A 21,058-nucleotide genomic window follows, 5' to 3' on the forward strand; every position below is an offset into this window, starting at 1 on the left:
AGCGGCCTACGCGACGATGATGTCGTCGAGGCCCGACTCCTCGTTGTCCTCTGCCTCGCCGTCCACAGGTTTAGTCGCTTCGTCTGCCTCGGTGTCGGCGTCGTCGTCGCCGGGCTCGATGACGCCGCCCTCGCGGGATTCGCGGAGCTCCTCCGTGCTCGGCGTGCGGTCGAGTTCGGCTTCCAGCGTGCGGATGCGCTCGCTGGCGTCCACGAGTTCCTCGGTGAGACCGCGGACCGTCGCCTCCAGTTCTTCGACGCGCTGTTCGAGTTCCTCGATGTCGGTGTCGTCAGTCATACGTTCTGGACGGAGCGCGAGACGGATAAGTATAGGTCGGACGCGCGTCAGACATCTTCGAGTCAGTACCGCGGGCCCGCCCCCGTGGCCCCTTCGTTAGTCCTAAGCGGCCGCCCCTCGAATCGTGGCGCAATGAGTACGCAGGCCGCCACGGAGGACCTCGCCGCGGTCATCGGGCTGGAGGTCCACGTGCAACTGGAAACGGACACCAAGATCTTCTGTGGGTGTTCGACCGACACCGGCGACGCGGAGCCGAACACGCACACGTGTCCGGTGTGTCTCGGGCTGCCGGGCGCGCTCCCCGTGCTGAACGAGGGCGCCGTCGAGGCCGCCGTGAAACTCGGGAAGGCCATCGACGCGGACATCCCCGAGCGCACCCGCTTCCACCGGAAGAACTACTTCTACCCCGACCTGCCGAAGGGGTTCCAGATTACGCAGTACGACGCCCCCATCTGCCAGGACGGCGAGCTCGCGGTGGCCGTCGAGGACGAGCGCCGCGAAATCGGCATCGAGCGCGCGCACCTCGAGGAGGACCCGGGGAGCCTCCAGCACGTCGGCGGCAGCATCGACACCGCCGACTACACGCTCGTGGACTACAACCGCGCGGGCACGCCGCTGATGGAAATCGTCACGGAGCCGGACTTCCGGAGCGCCGACGAGACGCGCGCGTTCCTCGCGAAGCTCACCGACGTCCTCGAGTATCTGGGCATCTTCGACGCGGAGCGGGACGGCAGCCTGCGCGTGGACGCCAACATCTCGATGGTCGAGGCCGCCGAACTGGAGGGCGGCATCAGCGACGAGGCACTCGAAGCCGCGAACCGCACCGAGGTGAAGAACATCTCCAGCCACCGCGCCGCCGAGAAGGCGCTCTCCTACGAGATTACGCGCCAGCGCAACCAGATTCAGCGCGGCCGCGAGGTCGAACAGGAGACCCGCCACTGGGACGAGTCCCGGGGCATCACGGTGTCGATGCGCTCGAAGGAGGAGGAGAAGGACTACCGCTACTTCCGGGAGGCGGACATCCCGCCGCTGGAGGTCTCGGACTGGAAGGAGGAGATTCCGATTCCGGAACTGCCGGACGCGCGCCGCGAGCGGTTCCGCGAGGAGTACGACCTCGGCGCCGAGACCGCCTCCAAGCTCACGTCCCGGAAGGCCGTCGCGGACCTCTTCGAGGAGCTCGCGGAGGAGTACGACCCCGGCTTGGCGGCGACGTGGGTGGCGGACAACGTGCTCGGCGAACTCAACTACCGCGGGCTGGAGGTCGGGGACATCACCGACCGCATCGACGAGTTCGCGCGCCTCGTGGAGCTCGTCGCCGAGGACGAGATCACGGCGAAGAACGCCGAGGAGGTCGTGCTCCGGGAGATGCTCGACGAGGGCCGCGAGCCCGACGAAATCGTCGAGGCCGAGGACCTCGGGAAGACCACGGGCGGCGAGGTCGAGGCCGCGGTCGCGGAGGCCATCGAGGAGAACCCCGACGCCGTCGAAGACTACCACGCCGGCGAGGGCGGCGCGCTGAACTTCCTCGTCGGGCAGGTGATGGGGAAGACCGGCGGGAGCGCCGACCCCGGGCAGGTGAACGAACTGCTGCGCGAGCAGTTGGAGTAGCGACGCGCGCTGTCGGCACCGACACGGCTTTCCTCTCGCTTCCGTCACTCCCGGTATGAGCTACGAACTCCGCGAGGAACTCCCGACGCCCGAGCGCTTCCGGGAACTCCGCGCGGCCGCCGGGATGGCCGAGCGCTCCCGCGAGGGCGTCGAGCGCGGTCTCCCGAACTCCGTGTACGGCGTGACGATAGTCGAGCAGTCCTCCGGCGAGACCGTCGGCATGGCCCGCATCGTCGGGGACGGCGGTTCCGTCTACCACATCTGCGACATGGCCGTCCACCCCGACCACCAGCGGCAGGGACTGGGCTCCCGGCTGATGGACGCGATAATGCGCTACGTCGAGGAGAATGCCCCGGAGAGCGCGTACGTGAACCTGATGGCGGACGTGGACGGCTTCTACGAGCAGTGGGGCTTCGAGGAGACGCGACCCGCGTCGAAGGGGATGTTCTACCGCACGTAGCTACGGCTCGGTGTCGAAGGCGTCGTGCTCGACGACGTAGCCGACACCGATTACCGCGAGCGTGAGGCCGCCCACCGCGACGAGCGCGGCGTACGCGAGGTCGCCGGTTCCCGACTGGTCGCCGAGCGTCTCCGTCCCGGAGACGACCAGCGAGAGGCCGAGCGCGACGTTCCCGACGCCAGCGAGCAGCGACCAGCGCACGCGGTCGGTGACGCCGGCGGCGACGAACAGCGCGCCGGCGACGGCGAGCAACGTCATCTGGACGCCGAGCAGCAGGGACGGCAGGAACGTCAGAGCGAGGCCGCCGACGCCGACGACAAGCAGGAACACACCGACCCAGCGGTTCACGCGGCGTTGGACCATACCCCCACTCGTGTGGCGTCGCGGTTAGTCGTTGCGCGTGCTCGCACGCCGCGCGAGCACCCGCACTCGCGGGCAGGCACGAGCGCGCCTTGTCCCGCCGCTTGCTTGCGGTTCTCGGTCCCGAAATCTTTACCCGCGGTTGCGGCGTATCCGTCTCCAAGACCACCCCGGCGGGTGGAGGTACACCGTGGAACTCATCGTCACAGAGAAGAACAACGCCGCGCGACGCATCGCCGACATCCTCTCGGAGGGAGGGGCAACCACCGACACGACCGCTGGCGTGAACGTCTACGAGTGGGGCGGCCGCCGCTGCATCGGGCTCTCCGGCCACGTCGTCGGCATGGACTTCCCGCCCGAGTACAGCGACTGGCGGGACGTCGAGCCCGCCGAACTCGTGCACGCCGACGTCGTCAAGGAGCCCACGCAGGAGGACATCGTGAACGCGCTCCAGCGGCTCGCCCGCGAGGCCGACAGCGTCGTCATCGCGACCGACTACGACCGCGAGGGCGAACTCATCGGGAAGGAGGCCTACGAGCTCGTGCGCGACGTTAACGAGGAGGCGCCAATCCAGCGGGTGCGCTTCTCCTCGATTACGGACAACGAGGTCAAGTCCGCGTTCGCGGACCCCGACGACGTGGACTTCGACCTCGCGGCGGCGGGCGAGGCCCGCCAAATCATCGACCTCGTGTGGGGCGCCGCGCTCACGCGGTTCCTCTCACTGTCCGCCCGGCAGATGGGCGAGGACTTCATCTCCGTGGGCCGCGTGCAGTCCCCGACGCTGAAGCTCATCGTGGACAAGGAGCGCGAGATAGAGGCGTTCGAGCCCAACGACTACTGGGAGCTGTTCGCCGACCTCGCGAAAGACGGGACGGAGTTCGAGGCCCAGTACTTCTACGAGGGCGAGGACGGCACCGAACAGGAGCGCGTCTGGGACGAGGACGCCGCCGAGCGCGCGTTCTCGGTGCTCCGGGAGGCCGGCGAGGCGGTCGTGCAGTCCGTCTCGCGGCGCACCCGCAGCGACGACCCGCCGGCGCCGTTCAACACCACGCAGTTCATCCGCGCCGCGGGCTCCCTTGGCTACTCCGCGGGCCGCGCGATGAGCATCGCCGAGGACCTCTACACGGCGGGCTACATCACGTACCCGCGGACGGACAACACCGTCTACCCCGAGGACTTGGACGAGCGCGAACTGCTCGGGGAGTTCGAGCAGACCGTCTTCGGCGACGACGCCGAGATGCTGCTCGAAGCCGACGACCTCTCGCCGACGGAGGGCGACGAGGAGACGACCGACCACCCGCCGATTCACCCGACGCCGGACTTCCCCGACCGGAACCAGCTCTCCGAGGACGAGTGGGAGGTGTACGAGCTGGTCGTGCGGCGCTTTTTCGCGACGCTCGCCGAGCCCGCCGTCTGGGAACACCTGCGCGTCGTCGCGGACGCCGACGGCGAGTCGCTGAAGGCAAACGGCAAGCGCCTCCTCGAGGAGGGCTACCACGCGGTCTACCCGTACTTCAACACGAGCGAGAACTACGTGCCGGACGTCGACGAGGGCGACCACCTCGACCTCACCGACCCGCGGATGGAGGCCAAGCAGACGCAGCCGCCGCGGCGGTACGGGCAGAGCCGGCTCATCGAGACGATGGAGGACATGGGCATCGGGACGAAGTCCACGCGCCACAACACCATCGAAAAGCTCTACGACCGCGGCTACATAGAGGGCGACCCGCCGCGGCCGACGACGCTCGCGAAGGCGGTCGTGGAGGCCGCCGAGGAGTACGCCGACCTCGTGGTCAGCGAGCAGATGACCAGCGAGCTGGAGGGCGACATGACCGCCATCGCCGAGGGCGAGAAGTCACTCGACGAGGTCACGCGCGAGTCCCGCGAGATTCTGGACCGCGTGTTCGACGAGCTCACCGAGTCCCGCGAGGAAATCGGCGACCACCTCCGCGACTCCCTGAAGGCGGACAAGACGCTCGGGGAGTGCCCCGAGTGCGGCGACACGCTACTCGTTCGGCGCTCGCGGACGGGCTCGTACTTCGTGGGCTGTGACGGCTACCCCGAGTGCCGGTTCACGCTCCCGCTGCCCTCGACGGGCGAGCCGCTCGTCTTAGAGGAGACCTGCGACGAGCACGGGCTCCACGAGGTGAAGATGCTCGCCGGCCGGGACACGTTCGTCCACGGCTGTCCGCTCTGTGCGGCCGAGGAAGCCGAGGAGAGCGAGGACCGCGTCATCGGCGCGTGTCCCGAGTGCGGCGACGAGGAGGGCGGCGAACTCGCCATCAAGCAGCTCCAGACCGGCAGCCGGCTCGTCGGCTGCACGCGCTACCCGGACTGCGACTACTCGCTGCCGCTCCCGCGCCGCGGCGACATCGAAGTCACGGACACCTACTGCGACGAACACGACCTCCCCGAGCTCGTCGTCCACGACGGCGACGACGACGAGCCGTGGGAACTGGGGTGTCCCATCTGCAACTACGAGGAGTACCAGCAGCGCCAGCGCAAGCAGGGCGTGGAGGCGCTGGACGGCATCGGCCCCGCGACGGCGGAGAAACTCGAAGACGCGGGCATCGAGGACGTCGGCGACCTCGCGAGCGCGGACGCCGACGAACTCGCGGAGTCGGTGTCGGGCGTGAGCGCGGAGAACGTCCGCGAGTGGCAGGCGCAGGCAGACTGAATCAGGTTTCTCTGAACTCGCCGCTCCCGCAGGCGGGACAGTTCAGCCGCTGGCGCTCGTAGCGCGCCGCGCAGATCCCGCACTCGAATTCGGTTGGCGAGTCCTCCACGCGCTGTCGAAGCTCCTCCACGACGCTCATGATACAAGTTACCACACACCGCATACGTAAATAGATTTTGGCGAACGACGGCAATCGAGACACAGAAGTGGATATACAGATATTTACCTCTACCTAGTTGGTTGTACAGGTACTATTTAGTCTATTATCGAAACATCTGATTACTGCGACTCTGTTCGGTCGCGGGACGTGGCGTGCGCGCGGCGAAGCGGGTAAGTGGACGCCCGCGCAAGTAACGGGCGTGCGTCTCGACGACTACATCGAGGGACTCCAGCCCGACGAGGACGTCCAGCGGCGCCAGCTCGCCGAGGAGAAGTCCTACGAGGTGCTGGAGTACCTCGACGACGTCGAATCCGGGTTCGAGTCCGCCGTGCAAGGGGACACGCTCGTCGGCGCGACCGCGCCCTCCGTGTTCGTCGGGCGGTCGTCGTACCCGAACGTCTCCGCGGGCATCCTCTCGCCGGTCGCCGGCGGCGCCGACCCCGAGGAGTACGCGACCAGCGGCGAGTGGTACCAGCAGGGCCTGGACATCGACAACGTCCTCCAGTACCGGACGGGCCTGCTGAACTCGCGGCGCTCCGCGAACGTGAACGTCCACGACGTCTGGGACGGCTTCGTCGGCACGCAGCGCGAGGTCGCGATGGCCGGCCGGCCCGTCGACGTCGAAATCGGGCTCTCGGACACGCCGGACTTCGACGCCACCGAGTACACGAACCCCGCGGCGAACGCGCCGTCGGGCCCGAACGCCAGCGCCGAGTCCGCGGCGCTCACCGAAAACCCCCACGTGCCGCGGTACGTCGAGAAGACCCTGGAGGACGACGACTGGGCGGCGGAGGGCGCGATGACGTACCTCTACCGCCGCGGCTTCGACGTCTACGACATCAACCGCGTGCTCTCCGTGGGCGCGCTCGGGCAGGCCGACCACCGCCGGCTCGTCCCGACGCGGTGGTCGATCACGGCCGTCGACGACACCATCGGGCAGTTCCTCCGCGGGCGGATTCGGGACAACCCCAGCGTGAATCGCGTGACGGTCCACGTCAACGAGTACATGGGCAACCGCTACTGGGTGGTGCTGGCGCCCGGCTCGTGGGAGTACGAGCTCGTGGAGATGAAGGCCCCCGGTAGCATCTGGAACCCCGACCCGGCGGGCGACATCTGGATGGCGTCGGCGAGCGAGGGCTACGAGGGCCGCACGGGCTACGTCGACGAGACGGCGGGCGCGTACTACGCCTCGCGGCTCGGCGTGCTCGAACACCTTGACAGCATCGGCCGGCAGGCGAAGGCCCTAGTGCTCCGCGAGGTCAGCGATGACTACTGGGCGCCCGTCGGCGTCTGGCAGGTGCGGGAGAGCGTCCGCAACGCCTTCGACAGCGAGCCCGGCGAGAGCGAGTCGTTCCACGGCGCCGTCCGGGAGGTCGTCGACCACCTCCCCGTCTCGCTGGCCGCGCTGCGTCGCAAGTCCAGCATGGTCGCGGGCGTTCAGAGCGACCTCTCGGAGTTCTCGTAGCCCGCGGTTCGGGAGTTCGTTTATGCGGTTGGCGGACGAACGAGCCGCTATGCTCCCCGCATTCCTCGGCGGCCTCCCCGGTGGCATGGAGTTCGCAGTCATCTTCCTGAACGTCGTCATCCTCGTCGCCGTCGGCTACGTCGTCCTCAGCGTCGTTCGCGCCGTCGGCGGCTCCTCGCGGCGTGACCTCGAAGACCGCGTCGCCAACCTCGAAGGCCAAGTCGAGGTGCTCCGCGAGGAACTCCGGGAGCGCGACGACGAGTAGCCGGCGACGGGCGCCGCGAACTACCCACACCCCGGGGTTTTTCGACGCCCGCGACGAACGCCCGTGCATGGACTCGCTCTCCACTGACGCGGACGCCTCCTCGCCGTCCGCCGGCGACGGCGACGCGACTTCGTCCGGCTCGAAACCTCGCGCCGTCCTCGTCGCGTTCGGCGTCGCAATCCTCGGCTTCGTCGTCGGCCTCGCCGTCTCACTGGTCCTGATGGGCGTCTGGGTCGCGCTCGGCTTCGAACCTACGACGTCCGCGGTCCTCGTGCTCGGGCTCGTCGGCCTGCAGGGCATCGGCTTCGGACTGGTCGCGTACGCCTACGTCCACTTCTCGGGGCTCTCGTTCGACTTCGTCCCCGTCTCCGTGCCGTCGCTTCGGGACGCCGGCTACGTGGTCGGCGGCTACCTCTCCGCGTTCGTCCTCGTGCTCGCCGCGCTCGCCCTCGTCACGACCCTGTTCACGACCGAGCCCGCGACCAACGAGGGCGCGCAGGCCGCCGCCGACAGCGGCCTGCTCGTCTGGATGATTCCCCTCTCGATTCTGCTCATCGGCCCGGGCGAGGAGCTGCTGTTCCGCGGTATCATCCAGGGGTCGCTGCGCCGCCACTTCTCCGCGGCCGGCGCCATCGTTCTCGCCACCGCGATGTTCGCGCCCGCCCACATCCTCTCGCTGTCCGGGAGCCTGCAGGCGGCCGCGCTCACCATCAGCGTCCTCTCGGTGCCGAGTCTCGTCTTCGGGTTCGTCTACGAGCGCACCCGGAACATCGCCGTCCCCGCGCTCTGCCACGGCCTCTACAACGCGACGCTGTTCGGCATTCAGGCGGCTGCCCCCACCAGCACCGAGAACGCCAGCGGCCTCCTCGCCGTGCTCGCCGCGCTCCTGTAGCGCGCGTCGAGCGGACTACTCGTCCGCCCAGTCGAAGGCCGTGTTCTGGCCGCCGTCCGTCGCCGTCGCGCCCGCTCGGCCGCGGTCCTCGGCGCCGACCTCCGCTTCGTCAGCGCGGTCGCCGCCCGCGCTCTCCGGCACGTCGAACTCGTCCAGCAGCGCGGCGAGTTCCTCCGTGCGGCCCGCGAGGTCGTCCATGCGGTCCGCGACCTCGTCAGTCGCCTCGGTCTGCTCGCTGGCGCTGGCCGCGACCGTGTCCGCCTCGGCGGCGGTCTCCTCGCTGACGCTCGCGATTTCGTCGACCATCCCGACGGCGTCGGTCACCGACTGGGCGCCCTCGTCGGTCGCCTCCGAAATCTCCTGGACGGAGTGGTTGACGTTCGCGACCTCGTCCACGATGGCGTCGAAGTCCCGGAGCACGCCCTCCGCCCGGTCTATCTTGCGCTCGACCTCCGCGTCCACCTCCGCGATGGCGGTGGAGGCGTCCTCGGCGCGCTGCGTGACGGTCTCGACGAGCTCGGAGATGTCCGCGGCCTGCTCGCGGGTCTCCTCTGCGAGGCCCTTCACCTCGTCGGCGACCACCGCGAACCCGTCGCCGTCCTCGCCGGTGCGCGCGGCCTCGATGGACGCGTTCAGCGCGAGCATGTTCGTCTCCTCGGCGATGTCGTCGATGAGCTCCGTGATGCCGTCGATGCGGTCGACCTCCGCCGCGAGCTCCTCGACGGTGTCCGCGACGGCCTGACTCTGCTCGCGGAGCCCCCGAAGCGCCTCGATGGTGTCCTCGACCTCCGCCCGGCCGTCCTCCCCGCGGTCGGCGGCCGCCTGCGCGGTCGCCGCGACGTCGTCGGCGCTCGCCGCGATTTCCTCGACGGTCGCGGACACCGTGTCCATCTCCGCCGCGATGTCGTTCAGCCGATTGGTCTGCTGGTTCGCGCCCGCCGCAATTTCGTCGACGCTCGCGCTCACCTCCGCGCTGTGCTCGGCGACCTCCTCGACCCGCGACTCCGTCTCTGCGGACACTTCGAGGACGTCCTCGGAGAACGACTGGATGTCCGCGATGGTGTCTCCCAGCGTCCGCAACAGGTCGTTGAAGTCCTCGACGACCGCGCGGTGTTCGGCGGCCACGTCGAGGTCGTCGGGGTCGAGGAGCGCCGTGAGGTCGCCGTTGCGCGCCGCGTCGGTCGCCGCCGACAGCGCGTCCACGAGCCGTTCGAGCTGCTCGGACTGGCGCTCCAGTTCGGCCTGCTTGGCTTCCAGCTGTTCGGTGTGTGACTGGAGGCTGTCGGCCATCGTCGCCATGCTCTCCCCGAACCGGCCGGGGACGTCGGCGTCCAGCGCCGTGTCCTCGAAGTCCTGTCGGGCGAGCGCGTCGGCCTGCCGGGACGCCGTCGCGAGGTTCGCCTGCATCCACTGGAACGACGCCACCAGCCCCGCAATCTCGTCGTCGCGGTCGGTCGCGGGGATGTCCGCGCGCTGGAACTCGCCGGCGGCGATGTCGTCGGCCGCCGTCTCCAGTTCGACCAGCGGCTCGACGAAGTCACGCTCGGCGACGAGGTACGTGTTGAAGAACGCGACCACCGACAGCGCCAGCGTCGCGCCGACGCCGACGATTTGCAGGGCGCCCGCGGTGAACAGCGCGAACGCCGCCATCGCGACCGCGCCGAGGAACTGGAGGCCGACCGCGGCCAGCATCTTCCGCTCGACCGACCCGTCGGCGCCGGCCAGCGCTATCGACCGCCAGAGAAGCGACTCGTACGACGAACGGAGGCTCATGCACGCCGGTTCGCGCGACCACGTAAAAGGGACCGGCGGCGTTTCCCAGAACCCTGTACTACTCGGTCGGCACGGGGCCGGTGCCGACGACCTCGCGGACCGAGTCCTCGAACTCGCGGCGCGTCTCGAAGTACGTGATGTCGACGTCCTCGAGCAGGGATTCCAGCGTCTGCGGGCCGTCGGGCGTCCGGACGACCGAATCGCCCTCCTTGCGGACGACCTCGCTCTTCTGCTGGGCCCACGTCAGTCGGGACGCCACGCGCGCCAGCGGTGCGCCCTCCACGGGTTCACCCTCACCGAGTTCGACGGCGGGTTCTTCCTCCTCTTCGTCGGTCTCGTCAGCCATACCCGGCGATTCGCCGGGGCGCGGATTCAACCTTTCGGAGCGTGGCCGAGCGCAGCGAGGCCACGTTGTGGCGAGCGGGGAGCGAAGCGATGCGTGAGAAGCGTGCTCGACCGCAGGGAGAGCACGGAACGGCGAACGGCGACCGAAGGGAGCCGCGAGCAGCGCGCTCGACCGCCGCTCGCGCGCGCCATCGAACGTCTGACGTACTGTTTTTACCCTGCGCGTCTAACAGGGACGCATGACCAGTCTGGGGGAGACCTACGACCGGCGCGCGGGCGAGGCCAGCCAGCGGCGCGTCTACCTCGGCACCGGCCTGTTCGCCGCGGGCGCGCTGCTCGTCGTCGGCGGAATTCTCGCCGGCGGGACGGGGCTCCTCATCAACAACGGCTTCGGGCAGTACGAGAGCCGCGAAATCGCGGTGCTGCTCGCGGGACTGGGCGTTCCGTCCGTGCTCGTCGGCATCTTCACGGTGCTCCCGGCGAACCGGCTCCAGCGCGCGGCCGCCGCGGTCGGCGCGGGTCTCACCGTCCTCGGCGTGATGCTGTTCCGCGCGACCTACCCGGTCATCTACGTTCCGGGGTCGGGCGGCGTCCCGTCGACGGCGACGCTGGCGTTCATCCTCGTCTACGCCGCCGGCATCATCACGACGATGTGGTGTCTGTTCACCGCGGTCGCGACGTTCAAGACGCGCAACGACCCCGGCGGCACGGTGACGCTCACGGTGACGAAGGACGGCGAGACCCACACCGTCGAGGTACCAGCCGACGACGTCGAGAGCGCCCGCGAGAAGCTCGCCTCGGGGAGCTTCGGCGGCGTCGGCGTCTTCGGCGGCGTCGAGGACCCCGACGAGCGCACTCGCGCGAACGCGTCCGAGCCGAAGCCGTCGTCCCCGGCCACGCAGACGGCGGGGACGGCGGGCGCGTCCCCGTCCGTCTCGGACGGCGGCGCGACCACCGACGACATCTCCTCGCCGCTGAACGACGCCGCGCCGTCGGCGGGCGGCCCGACGCCGGACAAGTACTGCGGGAACTGCGCGCACTTCGAGTACGTCGGCGACGACGGCATGCAGCCGTACTGCGGGCTCTACGAGGAGGAGATGGACGACATGGAAGCCTGCGAGTGGTGGGAGCGAAACGACCAGTAGTCACAGCGCTTCGAGCCGCTTCTCGACGTCCGTCCAGTGGCTGCCCTCCCAGAAGTACTGCCCGCAGTCCTCGCACCACCAGACGGGCGAAGCGTCGTCGGGGACGTACTCCGGGCGTTCTGTCTCTTCGTCGACTTCGCGGAGTTCGCCGTTGCACGCGCCACAGCGCTCGCCCGGCGTCGGCGTCAGGTCCACGCCCGCGGCGGCGAGTTCGCGCAGTTGGTGGTCGACGTCCTTCGATTCGACGAGGATGCTCTCGGGCGCTCGCTGGGCCAGCTCGCGGTCGCGCGTGATGACGACGCGGTCCTCGCGGGCGGCGAGGTCGAGAATCGCGTCGTCGGCTTCGATACCTCTGTCGAGGCAGTACGCGGCGTCGTGGCCACACATTCGCAGAATGCGCGCGAGGCTCCCGAGCATCGCGTCCAGCAGGAACGTCACGAGTCGAGGAACTCGCGGACGCCCTCGGGGTCGCGGGCGTTCAGCACGTCATTAGGTTCCGCCCAGCCGCGGCGCGCGGTGTGGACGCCGTACTCGACGTTCGCGTACTCGGCGGTGGAGTGGGCGTCCGTGTTCACCGCGATAGTCGCGCCCGCCTCGACGGCCGTCTGGACGACGCTCCCCCAGAGGTCGAGGCGATGGGGGTTGCTGTTGATTTCGAGCGCGGTGCCTGCGTCGGCCGCGGCTTCCGCGAGCGCCTCGGGGTCGAACTCCATCGCGGGGCGGTCGTTGATGAGCCGGCCCGAGGGGTGGCCGAGAATATCGACGTGGGGGTGTTCGACGGCCAAAATCAGGCGCTCGGTCTGGTCGCCGCCGTCCTCGCCGAGGCCGCTGTGCGGGCTCGCGACCACGACGTCGAGGTCCGCGAGCACGTCGTCGCTGACCTCGACGACGTTCCCGTCGGCGTCGACGTTCGCTTCGACGCCGTGGAAGACGGTGATATCCGCGTCTTCGCGGGCGGCTTCGATTTCGTCGGCCTGCTCGCGGAGGTCGGCGTCCGAGAGCCCGCTGTCCCCGAACACGCCCGGGCCCTCGGCGTGGTCGGTGATGGCGACGTAGTCGTGGCCGAACTCTGCGGCCCCTTCGACCATCTCACGGACCGTGAGGTCGCCGTCCGACCACTCCGTGTGCGCGTGCAGGTCGCCGCGCACGTCGCCCTCCTCGATTAGCTCGGGGAGGTCGCCGCTGGCCGCGGCCTCGACCTCGCCGCGGTCCTCGCGTAGCTCCGGCGGAATCAACGGCAGGCCGAGTGCGTCGTAGACGGCTTCCTCGGTCTCGCTGGCGAGCCGCTCGCCCACGCGTTGGCCTGCGTCCGGGTCATCGACCTCTGAAACGTCGAAGACGCCGTACTCGTTGACCTTCTTGCCCTGGTCGATGGCGTGGTTGCGCACCCTGACGTTGTGGTCCTTGCTGCCCGTGAAGTACTGCAGCGCCGCGCCGAACTCCTCGTCGACCACCACGCGGAGGTCGATGCGGACCCGGTTCGACCGCACGCTCGTCTTCGTCGGCCCCAAGTCCAGCGTCTCGTCCACGCGGTCCCACTCGGTCAGCGCCTCCCCGACCGTCTCGCCGGCGTCGCTGGCGACGAGCACGTCCACGTCACCGATGGTCTCGCGCCACCGCCGCGTCGACCCCGCGACCTCCACGCGCTCGACGGCGTCGAGGTCCGCGAGGAACGAGCGCACGTCCTCCGCGATGGGACGGCCGTTCCCGAGCAGTTCCCGCTCCTGGGCCTGCCGCGCGAACCCGATGTGGTCGAGGATGTTCTGCTCGGTCTTCGGCCCGAACCCCTCGACCTCCTGAATCTCGCCCGCTCGCGCCGCTTCTTCGAGGTCGTCCAGCGTCTGTACGCCGAGCGCGTCGTAGAGCTTCTTGACGGTCTTCGGCCCGACCCCCTCCACCGAGGTCAACTGTTCGATGTCCACCGGGAGCTTCTCGCGTTCCGCCTCCAGCTCCTCGATTTCGCCGGTCTCGACGTACTCCACGACCTTCGACGCGATGGCGTCGCCGACGCCCTCGATGCGCTGGACTTCATCCGCGCCCTCCGCCGCGAGGTCCTCGACGGCCGCCGAGTGGTCCCGGATGTTCGACGCCGCGCGGCGGTACGTGTTCGGCTTGTAACTGACGTCCTGGGCCTCCAGCAGGTCGGCGTACGCTTCGAGCACGCTCGCGACCTCGTTGTTCCGGCTCATCGCTTGATGCCCTCGTTGTCGTCGTGGCCGAGCGCCTCCTTCAGGAACGAGAACCACCGCTTGCGGTCCGCGCGCTCGCTGGCCTCGATTTCCGCTTCGATGTTCGTCGTCCCCAGCGACTCCAGCGCGTTCAACGCCCGCTCGATGCCGATGATGGCCTCCACGAGTTCCTCCCCCTCCTCGCGGCTGATGTCCGCCTCCTCCAGTCGCTCGCGGCGCTGCAGGCGCTCCCGGCGCAGCGACTTCTTCGCGTCCTCGACGTCCTCGCGGCGCTCGGCCGGCACCGCGTCGAGCTTCTTCACCTCGAAGACGAACTCCCGCAACTCGAACTCCTCGCCCTGTACGTCGAGCGTGTCGGGAATCGACGCCCCCACCGTCGCCGCCTCCCGGTCGACGCGCTCGAGGAGCTGCTTCCGCTCGAACTCGCGCATACTCGTTGTACCGCCGGCTCCCGCAAAAGCCCCCCGGCTACGTCGACTCGAACTATTCGGCTCTGGATTTGCTTACATCCCGGTGTAGAAAGCCCCGGAGCTGGAGACTCGGGAGGCTCGTTGCGCTCCTCGCTCGCTACGCTCGCTGCGGTGCTTACGTCGCCTGCCTTCGTCTACTGGGCGGTCGGCTCTGCCGACCGCCTCATACCGTGGCGGCGAAGCCGCCACGCGAGCTCCGCCCCTTTCATCTCCACCCGCTACCGGCTGACCAACAGGCTTGGGCGGGACTGAAAGGGGCGGCGCGCTGAACCGTCCGCGGCTCGCTGCGCTCCAGTCGGTGCTTGCTTCGCCGGGGCCGGGTTCAGCGCGCCGGGGCTTTCGAGGAAGCGCAGACGACAGAGCGTTCGACAGCGCCGAGAAGCGAACCTAGCGCGGGACCCACGAGTAGACGTGGTTGAGCATCCAGTACGTGACGACGCCGAGGAACAGCGACAGCGACCACGCGGCGACCGCGATGCGGCCGTACTTGGCGTGGCTGGTCTCGCGGAGTTCCGCCGGTGTGTGGGTGAGTCCGAGCGTGATGGCGTAGAGGACGACGGGGACGGCGACGACGGAGAGGAAGATGTGGATGGCGAGCATCAGCAGGTACAGCGGTTCGACGACGCCGGCGTACTGGGCGAGGAACTGGCCTTCCTCGATGACGATGGACTTCTCGAAGCCGCCGCCGACTTTCCAGAGGTAGAGCACGAGGAACACGCAGATGAGCGCGAACGCGGTCAGCATCGCGGCGCGGTGTTTCTGGACGTCACCGCGCTTGATGAATGCCGCGCCCGCCAGCAGGCTGGTGAGCGCGAGCGTGTTCACGACGGCGATGGCGTCCGAGAACAGGAGGACGGTGTCGTCTGAGAGCGGCGGGAACAGCGGGACGACGCCGGAGAAGGCGGCGGCGACGAGCGCGTAGCCGACGACCGAGAGGACGACGGTGACGCGGCGCGGGTTCGCTCGCGCGTACTCGGAGACGGAGGTCATGGGCGGACGTTCGACCCCATCCGCAAACCCGCTTTCGCTTCTCGCGGGAACAACCGGAGTTTGGGTAGCGCAAGCAGGACTGTAATAGAAGTCCGTTAAAGTGAAACACGCATGTGGCAAAATCCCGGGCATGAGCCACGAATCCCAGCGGAACATCCGGTGTCTGGTGGCCAAAGTCGGACTCGACGGCCACGACCGGGGCGCCCACGTCATCACGCGGGCGTTCCGGGACGCCGGCTTCGAGGTCATCTACTCCGGGCTCCACAAGGCCCCCGAGGAAATCGTGCAGGCGACGGTGCAGGAGGACGTCGACGTGCTCGGCATCTCCATTCTCTCCGGCGCGCACAACACGCTCGTCCCGAAAATCGTCGAGGGCCTGCAGGAGTACGACGCCTTCGAGGACACGCTCATCATCGTCGGCGGCATCGTCCCCGACGAGGACCGCGAGGGGCTGAAGGAGGCGGGCGTGGACGCCATCTTCGGGCCGGGGACGCCGATGGAGGAGACCATCGAGTTCATCCGGGAGAACGTGACGCGGCGTGACTGAGATGGCCGCCCAGGACGCCCCCGACCTCGTCGAGGAGTTGCTCGCCGGGAAGCACCGGGCGCTCGCGCGCACCATCACGCGCATCGAGAACCGGTCGCCGGGCTACCGCGACCTCGTGTCGGCGCTGTACCCCCACACGGGGAGCGCGGACGTCATCGGCATCACGGGCAGCCCGGGCTCCGGGAAGTCGACGCTCGTAGACAAGATGGCGAAGGCGTACCGCGACCGCGGGCTCACCGTCGGCGTCATCGCCGTGGATCCCTCCAGCCCGTTCACGGGCGGCGCGGTGCTCGGGGACCGCATCCGGATGGCGTCCACCGCGACCGACATGGACGTGTTCTTCCGGTCGATGTCCGCTCGGGGCAGCCTCGGCGGCCTCTCGACGGCGACTGCGGACGCCGTGAAAGCCCTCGACGCGTTCGGGAAGGACAAGATAATCATCGAGACGGTGGGCGCCGGGCAGAACGAGGTGGACGTGGTGAAGACCGCGGACACGGTCGCCGTGCTGGTGCCGCCGTCGTCGGGCGACGACGTGCAGATGCTGAAGGCGGGCATCCTCGAAATCGGGGACGTCTTCGTCGTGAACAAGGCCGACCTCGCGGGCTCGGACAAGACCGTCACCGAACTGAAGAACATGCTCGACATGCGCGAGGGCGAAGAGGGTGACTGGGACCCCGAGGTCGTCGAGACGGTCGCGAACAGCGGCGAGGGCGTCGCCGAGTTCCTCGACGTGCTCGACGCGCACGCCGACTGGCTCGACGCGTCGGGCCGCCGCGAGGCCAAGCGCCACCAGCGCCACGCCGAGGAACTCCGGAACCTCCTGCGGGAGGACGCCAGCGAACTCGTCGAGGAGGAGCTGGCGGCGCGCGGCGGCGTCGAGGAACTCGTCGAGCGCATCGACGCCGGCGAGACGACGCCCTACGAGGTCGCCGACGACGTAATCGAACCGCTCGCGGACTGCCTCGACAGGCAGCGCGAGTGAGCCGTCACAACGGCTAAGCGACTGGCGGCTGAACTATCCGGTATGCGACTTCGCAGACTCCTCGCTGGCGCCGCCGGCACCGTCGCGGCCGCGGACCTTCTCGACCGCGGCCTCCGCGCGAAAGCCGGCGAGCTGCCGCCGGCGCTCGCGGGCGCACAGGACACCTACCGGTGGCGCGGGTTCGACGTGGCCTACACCGAGGCCGGCGACTCCGACCGCCCGGACGTGGTCTGCCTGCACGGGGTCCACGCCGCCGCCTCCAGTCGCGAGTTCGCGGGCGTCTTCGACGCGCTCGCGGAGGACTACCACGTCATCGCGCCCGACCTCCCGGGGTTCGGGCGGACCGACCGCCCGCCGGTCGCGTACACGTCCTCGCTGTACGAGGAGTTCGTCGCGGACTTCGTCTCCGACGTCGCGGACGACCCGGTCGTCGTCGGGAGTTCGCTCTCGGGCGCGTGGGCGGCGATTGCTGCGAAGGAGGCCGACGTCTCGGGCCTGCTGCTCGTCTGCCCGACCGCCGACACCGGCCCGCGGCGGCCGTGGCTGCGCGCGCTCCTCCGCTCGCCCGTCCTCGGCGCAGCGGCGTTCGACGCGCTGACCGCGAAGCCCTCCCTCCAGTACTTCGACGAGCGCGACGCCTTCTACTACCCCGAGCGCGTCCCCGAGGGGCTCGTGGACTACCAGTGGCAGACCGCCCACCAGGAGGGCGCGCGGTTCGCGCCTGCGTCGTTCGTCGGCGGCTACCTCGACGCGGACGTCGACCTCGGCGCCGAACTCCGCGAGCGCGACTGCCCGGCGACGCTCGTCTGGGGCCGGGAGGCCACCATCTCGACGCTCGCAGCCGGCCGGGACGTCGCCGAGGACGCGGACACGCGGCTGGTCGTCGTCGACGAGACGCGCCTGCTCCCGCACGCAGAACAGCCCGAGGTGTTCCTCGACGCGGTCCGCGAGGACCTACCGCGGCTCGAAGACCACTAGCTGGTCGCCCCGCGTCTCCGTCTCGCCGACCGCCGGCTCGACTTCTCGCCCGATTTCGACGTCCTCGACGGCCGCCAGCACGTGCCCCGTGAGCCGCACGGGACCGAAGTCCACGACGGCCGTGACGTAGGGCGCGTCGTCGGCGAACGACGGCGCGGGTACGTGGACCTTCGTGTACGTCGCCACCTCGCCGGACTCGGGGAGCGGCGTCTCGCGGAGGTCGGCGCTCCCGCACTCCGGGCAGACGCGCCGCGGCGGCAGGCTCCCGTGGCCGTTCGCGCACTCCACGTAGTAGCCCTCGCCGTCGGCGAGCGCGTCGAGGAACTCGTCGAAGCCCGCGTCGCCGACCGACTCCTCGCCGTCTCCCGTCATTCTGCCACCTCCAGAACGTGAACGACGGCACTCGCCACCGTTCCACCGGCGTTGTGCGCGACGCCGACCCGGGCGTCGGGGACGTGCTCGCTGTTGACGTGGTCGCCGCGCAGCAGTTTCGTGAGTTCGGCGACCTGACTCGTCCCCGTCGCGCCCACGGGGTGGCCTTTCGCCTTCAGCCCCCCGGAGAGGTTCACGGGGAGGTCGCCGTCCCGCGTCGTTTTCCCGTCGCGGGCGGCCGTGACGCCCTCTCCCTGCTCGAAGAACCCCAGCGACTCCAGCGCGAGCACTTCCGCGATGGTGAAGCAGTCGTGGACCTCCGCGACGTCCACGTCGTCGGGCGTGACGCCGGCGTCCGCGTACGCCTCCTCCGCGGCCTCGGTGGCGGCGGGCGACGTGGCGACGTTCTCGCGGTCCTGCAAGGCCATCCGGTCGCCGCCCTGCCCGGTCCCGGTAATCGCGACGCCCGCGTCGAGGTCGTGGCGCTCGGCGTAGTCCTCACTGACGAGGACGACCGCGCTCGCGCCGTCTGTGACCGGACAGGCGTCGTAGAGGTGCAGCGGGTCCGCGACCGCCGGCGAGTCCAGCGCCTCCGCGACCGTGATCTCGCGCTGGTACTGCGCGCGGTCGTTGCCCACCGCGTTCGCGTGGTTCTTCACCGCGACGTGCGCGAGGTCCTCGCGCGTGCCGCCGAACTGCTCGAAGTACGCCGTCGCCATCATCGCGTACGCCCCGGGGAACGTGACGCCCGCGCGCACCTCGTAGAGCTCGTCCGCGGCGATGGCCAGCGCCTCCGTGGACTCCGCCGTCGAGAGGTTCGTCATGCGCTCGGTGCCGCCCGCTACCAGCACGTCCGCCTCGCCGTTGCGCACGTCGCGGACGGCCTGCCGGAGCGCGACGCCGCTGGACGCACAGGCGCTCTCGTAGCGCGTCGCGGGCGCCTGCACGCCCAGCGCCTCCGCCGCGAGCGGGCCCTGGTGGCCCTGGTGCTCGCTCAGCTCGCCCATGAAGTTGCCGTAGTAGACGCCCTCGACGTCCTCGCGGGCGACGCCCGCGTCCTCGACGGCGGCGCGGCCCGCCTCCGCGAACAGGTCGCGGCTCGTGCGCTCGGGGAAGCTACCGAACTCCGTCATGCCGGCGCCGGCCACGCGAACCTTCGTCATACCGTATCATTGTTCGACCGGGGTCAAAAGGCGTGCGGACCCCCGCTCACATCCCCATGTCGGCGGCGGCCTCCGGCACTGGGAGGGCGTTGGGGTCCGCGCCGAGCAGTTCCGCGGCGTGGTCCAGCGCCATGTCGAAGCCGTAGTAGCGCTCCAGCTCGTCGCCGTCCGCGGTCGGCCGCACCTTCAGCATCGCGTACCCCTCGACGTTCTGCGCGACGGCGGCCGTCCGCCCGTCGCGCTCGAACTCCAGCACGCGCTCGGTGTCGGTCTCGTAGTAGCGGGCGGTGACGCCGTCGGCCTCGGCGGTCTCCTCGGTCATCGTCGGCAGTTCGGCCGGCCGGCGGAAAAACACGGTGGGTCTGTACGACGGCGGGACTTATGCCGGCGGCGCGACCACGACCGACTGATGGCGATTCCACGCTGGACGTGGCCCGACGACGACCCGGCGACCGCCGCGGCGCTTCGGGACGCGACGGCGGCGTTCGACGCGCTCTCGGACCCGACGCGCGCGGCGATTCTCGGCGCGCTGTTCGACGCGAGCGGTCCGCTGTCGTACTCCGCGCTCGCGTCCGCCGCGGACGTCCCGGACAACGGACGACTGAACTACCACCTCCGGCGCCTCGACGACCTCGTCGACCACTCGTCGGCTGGCTACTCGCTGTCGGCGCGCGGTCGTGCGCTCGTCGCGGGCGCGCTCGACGCGACGGAGGGAACGCGCGGTCGGGAGAACATTCGTTCTCCAAATCGTTAACGGCGCGGCGGTCGTGGCTCGAACTGATGGGAGTCGCTACGCGGAGGGATAGCGGTGGCTGAAGCCGAACCGACGACCGAGCAGGCCGACGAGGACGGCGTGCAGTCCGTGGAGTTCAGCGTCGCGGGCGTCCGCGAGGGGTTCGTCGCCGGCTTCCCGGTGGCGGTCGGCGTCGCGGGCTACGGCGTCGTCTTCGGCGTGGTGGCGCGCCGCGCGGGGCTGAGCGTCGCGGAGGCCGCGGTGATGAGCGCGACCGTGGTCGCGGGCGCCGCGCAGCTGGTCGCCGTGGAACTGTGGGCGGACCCGATTCCGGTTGTCGCGGTCGTCTCCACGACGCTGCTCGTGAACCTCCGGTACGTGCTGATGGGCGCGGCGCTGCGGCCGTGGCTCCAGCAACTCACCGCGCCGCAGGCGTACACGAGCGTGTTCTTCTTCGCGGACGAGAACTGGGCGCAGTCCATCGGCGTCCTGCGCTCGGGCAGCCACAACGGCGCGTTCCTGCTCGGGAGCGGCCTCGTGCTGTGGCTGCTGTGGATAGCCTCCACTGTCGTCGGCGCGACCGTCGGCGACCTCGTCGGCGACCCCGCGACGTACGGGCTGGACTTCGTCGCAACCGCGCTGTTCCTCACGCTCGCCGCCGGCTTCTGGGAGGGCAAAGAGTCGCTGCGGCCGTGGGTCGTCGCGGCGGCCGCCGCGCTCGCCGTCCACGCCGTCGTCCCCGGCGAGTGGTACATCCTCGCGGGCGCGCTCGCCGGCGCCGCGACCGAGGTGGTGACCTACGATGGTTGACCTCGACCCGACCGTCGTCGCCGTGATTCTCGCGATGGCGGTCGTGACGTACGCGACGAAGGCGGGCGGCTTCTGGCTGCTCGGGCGCGTGGACCTCTCCGAGCGCGCGGAAGCCGGCATCGACGTGCTCCCGGGCGCGGTCGTCGTCGCGTTCGTCGCGCCCGCGCTCGCTGACGGCGGGGTCCCCGAGTGGATCGCCGCGGCCGCGACCGTCGCCGTCGCGCGCAAGACCGGGAACCTGCTCGTGTCGCTGGCGGTCGGCGTCGCCGTCGTGCTCGCGGTCCGGAACGCGCTGTAGCGCGGGCCGTCCTGCGCCACACCTTTTGTGTCGGCTCACTAACGAACGCGGGAGTGACTGACATCGACGCGACGACCGG

General features: G+C 69.8%; 25 protein-coding genes. 13 read left to right on the plus strand and 12 right to left on the minus strand.

What is annotated here, in order from left to right:
- Nucleotides 1–6 precede the first annotated feature (6 nt).
- Nucleotides 7–297, minus strand: a complete 291-nt coding sequence (locus ABSL23_RS07375; protein ID WP_353635218.1) for a hypothetical protein — start codon at nt 295–297, stop codon at nt 7–9.
- Between the two features lie 132 nt (nt 298–429).
- Here ABSL23_RS07375 and gatB point away from each other — a divergent pair, with 132 nt between their 5' ends.
- Entirely contained in the window at nt 430–1,905 is a 1,476-nt protein-coding gene (gene gatB / locus ABSL23_RS07380; RefSeq protein ID WP_059055849.1) for an Asp-tRNA(Asn)/Glu-tRNA(Gln) amidotransferase subunit GatB, read from the plus strand.
- Between the two features lie 55 nt (nt 1,906–1,960).
- Complete coding sequence (locus ABSL23_RS07385) at nt 1,961–2,365, plus strand: GNAT family N-acetyltransferase (protein ID WP_353635219.1); 405 nt, start codon at nt 1,961–1,963, stop codon at nt 2,363–2,365.
- On the opposite strand, the gene ABSL23_RS07390 is transcribed toward ABSL23_RS07385, so the two are convergent.
- Entirely contained in the window at nt 2,366–2,728 is a 363-nt protein-coding gene (locus ABSL23_RS07390) for a hypothetical protein (RefSeq protein ID WP_353635220.1), read from the minus strand.
- Nucleotides 2,729–2,915: 187 nt separating this feature from the next.
- Here ABSL23_RS07390 and ABSL23_RS07395 point away from each other — a divergent pair, with 187 nt between their 5' ends.
- Nucleotides 2,916–5,402 carry a DNA topoisomerase I gene (locus tag ABSL23_RS07395; protein WP_353635221.1) on the plus strand — a complete coding sequence of 829 codons (2,487 nt, stop codon included), beginning with the start codon at nt 2,916–2,918 and terminating at the stop codon, nt 5,400–5,402.
- 1 nt (nt 5,403) lies between these two features.
- Here the strand turns inward: ABSL23_RS07395 and ABSL23_RS07400 are convergent, their stop codons facing one another.
- Nucleotides 5,404–5,541 carry a hypothetical protein gene (locus ABSL23_RS07400; RefSeq protein ID WP_157533974.1) on the minus strand — a complete coding sequence of 46 codons (138 nt, stop codon included), beginning with the start codon at nt 5,539–5,541 and terminating at the stop codon, nt 5,404–5,406.
- Between the two features lie 220 nt (nt 5,542–5,761).
- Between ABSL23_RS07400 and nreA the strand changes: the two genes are divergently transcribed.
- The 3 genes from nreA (at nt 5,762) to ABSL23_RS07415 (ending at nt 8,184) form a co-directional block, all read left to right on the plus strand.
- Nucleotides 5,762–7,027, plus strand: coding sequence for a DNA repair protein NreA (nreA, locus tag ABSL23_RS07405; protein WP_353635222.1), 1,266 nt, complete (start codon nt 5,762–5,764; stop codon nt 7,025–7,027).
- Between the two features lie 49 nt (nt 7,028–7,076).
- A complete protein-coding gene (locus ABSL23_RS07410) occupies nt 7,077–7,292 on the plus strand; it encodes a hypothetical protein (RefSeq protein WP_353635223.1) in 216 nt (71 codons plus the stop codon).
- A 67-nt stretch (nt 7,293–7,359) separates the two neighbouring features.
- Nucleotides 7,360–8,184, plus strand: coding sequence for a type II CAAX endopeptidase family protein (locus ABSL23_RS07415; RefSeq protein ID WP_353635224.1), 825 nt, complete (start codon nt 7,360–7,362; stop codon nt 8,182–8,184).
- A 15-nt stretch (nt 8,185–8,199) separates the two neighbouring features.
- Here the strand turns inward: ABSL23_RS07415 and ABSL23_RS07420 are convergent, their stop codons facing one another.
- A complete protein-coding gene (locus tag ABSL23_RS07420) occupies nt 8,200–9,957 on the minus strand; it encodes a methyl-accepting chemotaxis protein (RefSeq protein ID WP_353635225.1) in 1,758 nt (585 codons plus the stop codon).
- 58 nt (nt 9,958–10,015) lie between these two features.
- Nucleotides 10,016–10,303 carry a DUF5789 family protein gene (locus ABSL23_RS07425; protein WP_353635226.1) on the minus strand — a complete coding sequence of 96 codons (288 nt, stop codon included), beginning with the start codon at nt 10,301–10,303 and terminating at the stop codon, nt 10,016–10,018.
- Nucleotides 10,304–10,541: 238 nt separating this feature from the next.
- Between ABSL23_RS07425 and ABSL23_RS07430 the strand changes: the two genes are divergently transcribed.
- Nucleotides 10,542–11,447, plus strand: coding sequence for a hypothetical protein (locus ABSL23_RS07430; protein ID WP_353635227.1), 906 nt, complete (start codon nt 10,542–10,544; stop codon nt 11,445–11,447).
- Here ABSL23_RS07430 and ABSL23_RS07435 read toward each other — a convergent pair whose 3' ends face one another.
- The 4 genes from ABSL23_RS07435 to ABSL23_RS07450 form a co-directional block, all read right to left on the minus strand.
- On the minus strand, nt 11,448–11,885 hold the full coding sequence (locus ABSL23_RS07435) for a Mut7-C RNAse domain-containing protein (RefSeq protein WP_353635228.1): 438 nt from the start codon (nt 11,883–11,885) through the stop codon (nt 11,448–11,450). It lies immediately after the preceding gene.
- Nucleotides 11,882–13,636 carry a DNA polymerase/3'-5' exonuclease PolX gene (gene polX / locus ABSL23_RS07440; RefSeq protein ID WP_353635229.1) on the minus strand — a complete coding sequence of 585 codons (1,755 nt, stop codon included), beginning with the start codon at nt 13,634–13,636 and terminating at the stop codon, nt 11,882–11,884. Before polX ends, ABSL23_RS07435 begins: the two co-directional genes overlap by 4 nt.
- A complete protein-coding gene (locus ABSL23_RS07445; RefSeq protein WP_059055868.1) occupies nt 13,633–14,067 on the minus strand; it encodes a DUF5788 family protein in 435 nt (144 codons plus the stop codon). Before ABSL23_RS07445 ends, polX begins: the two co-directional genes overlap by 4 nt.
- Nucleotides 14,068–14,493: 426 nt before the next feature.
- Nucleotides 14,494–15,096, minus strand: coding sequence for a DUF420 domain-containing protein (locus ABSL23_RS07450; RefSeq protein ID WP_353635230.1), 603 nt, complete (start codon nt 15,094–15,096; stop codon nt 14,494–14,496).
- A gap of 130 nt (nt 15,097–15,226) precedes the next feature.
- Between ABSL23_RS07450 and ABSL23_RS07455 the strand changes: the two genes are divergently transcribed.
- From ABSL23_RS07455 to ABSL23_RS07465, 3 genes are read left to right on the plus strand one after another with little or no spacing between them, the layout of a single operon-like run.
- Entirely contained in the window at nt 15,227–15,643 is a 417-nt protein-coding gene (locus ABSL23_RS07455) for a cobalamin B12-binding domain-containing protein (RefSeq protein WP_059055872.1), read from the plus strand.
- Between the two features lies 1 nt (nt 15,644).
- Nucleotides 15,645–16,625, plus strand: coding sequence for a methylmalonyl Co-A mutase-associated GTPase MeaB (gene meaB / locus ABSL23_RS07460; protein ID WP_353635363.1), 981 nt, complete (start codon nt 15,645–15,647; stop codon nt 16,623–16,625).
- Nucleotides 16,626–16,667: 42 nt separating this feature from the next.
- Nucleotides 16,668–17,603, plus strand: coding sequence for an alpha/beta hydrolase (locus ABSL23_RS07465; RefSeq protein WP_353635231.1), 936 nt, complete (start codon nt 16,668–16,670; stop codon nt 17,601–17,603).
- Here the strand turns inward: ABSL23_RS07465 and ABSL23_RS07470 are convergent.
- Genes ABSL23_RS07470 through ABSL23_RS07480 form a run of 3 tightly spaced genes read right to left on the minus strand, consistent with a single transcriptional unit; the run spans nt 17,580 to nt 19,460 of the window.
- Nucleotides 17,580–17,975, minus strand: coding sequence for a Zn-ribbon domain-containing OB-fold protein (locus ABSL23_RS07470; RefSeq protein WP_353635232.1), 396 nt, complete (start codon nt 17,973–17,975; stop codon nt 17,580–17,582). The genes ABSL23_RS07465 and ABSL23_RS07470 overlap by 24 nt on opposite strands.
- Nucleotides 17,972–19,138 carry a thiolase domain-containing protein gene (locus tag ABSL23_RS07475; protein ID WP_353635233.1) on the minus strand — a complete coding sequence of 389 codons (1,167 nt, stop codon included), beginning with the start codon at nt 19,136–19,138 and terminating at the stop codon, nt 17,972–17,974. Before ABSL23_RS07475 ends, ABSL23_RS07470 begins: the two co-directional genes overlap by 4 nt.
- A 46-nt stretch (nt 19,139–19,184) precedes the next feature.
- Complete coding sequence (locus ABSL23_RS07480) at nt 19,185–19,460, minus strand: hypothetical protein (protein WP_059055882.1); 276 nt, start codon at nt 19,458–19,460, stop codon at nt 19,185–19,187.
- Between the two features lie 87 nt (nt 19,461–19,547).
- Here ABSL23_RS07480 and ABSL23_RS07485 point away from each other — a divergent pair, with 87 nt between their 5' ends.
- Genes ABSL23_RS07485 through ABSL23_RS07495 form a run of 3 tightly spaced genes read left to right on the plus strand, consistent with a single transcriptional unit; the run spans nt 19,548 to nt 20,979 of the window.
- Complete coding sequence (locus tag ABSL23_RS07485; RefSeq protein WP_353635234.1) at nt 19,548–19,892, plus strand: helix-turn-helix domain-containing protein; 345 nt, start codon at nt 19,548–19,550, stop codon at nt 19,890–19,892.
- A gap of 54 nt (nt 19,893–19,946) precedes the next feature.
- Nucleotides 19,947–20,681, plus strand: coding sequence for an AzlC family ABC transporter permease (locus ABSL23_RS07490; RefSeq protein ID WP_353635235.1), 735 nt, complete (start codon nt 19,947–19,949; stop codon nt 20,679–20,681).
- Nucleotides 20,674–20,979, plus strand: a complete 306-nt coding sequence (locus tag ABSL23_RS07495) for an AzlD domain-containing protein (protein ID WP_353635236.1) — start codon at nt 20,674–20,676, stop codon at nt 20,977–20,979. The genes ABSL23_RS07490 and ABSL23_RS07495 overlap by 8 nt, the downstream gene beginning before the upstream one ends.
- Nucleotides 20,980–21,058: the final 79 nt, after the last annotated feature.

The sequence above is a fragment of the Halobacterium sp. NMX12-1 genome (assembly GCF_040435975.1).
Taxonomy (GTDB): Archaea; Halobacteriota; Halobacteria; order Halobacteriales; family Halobacteriaceae; genus Halobacterium; species Halobacterium hubeiense.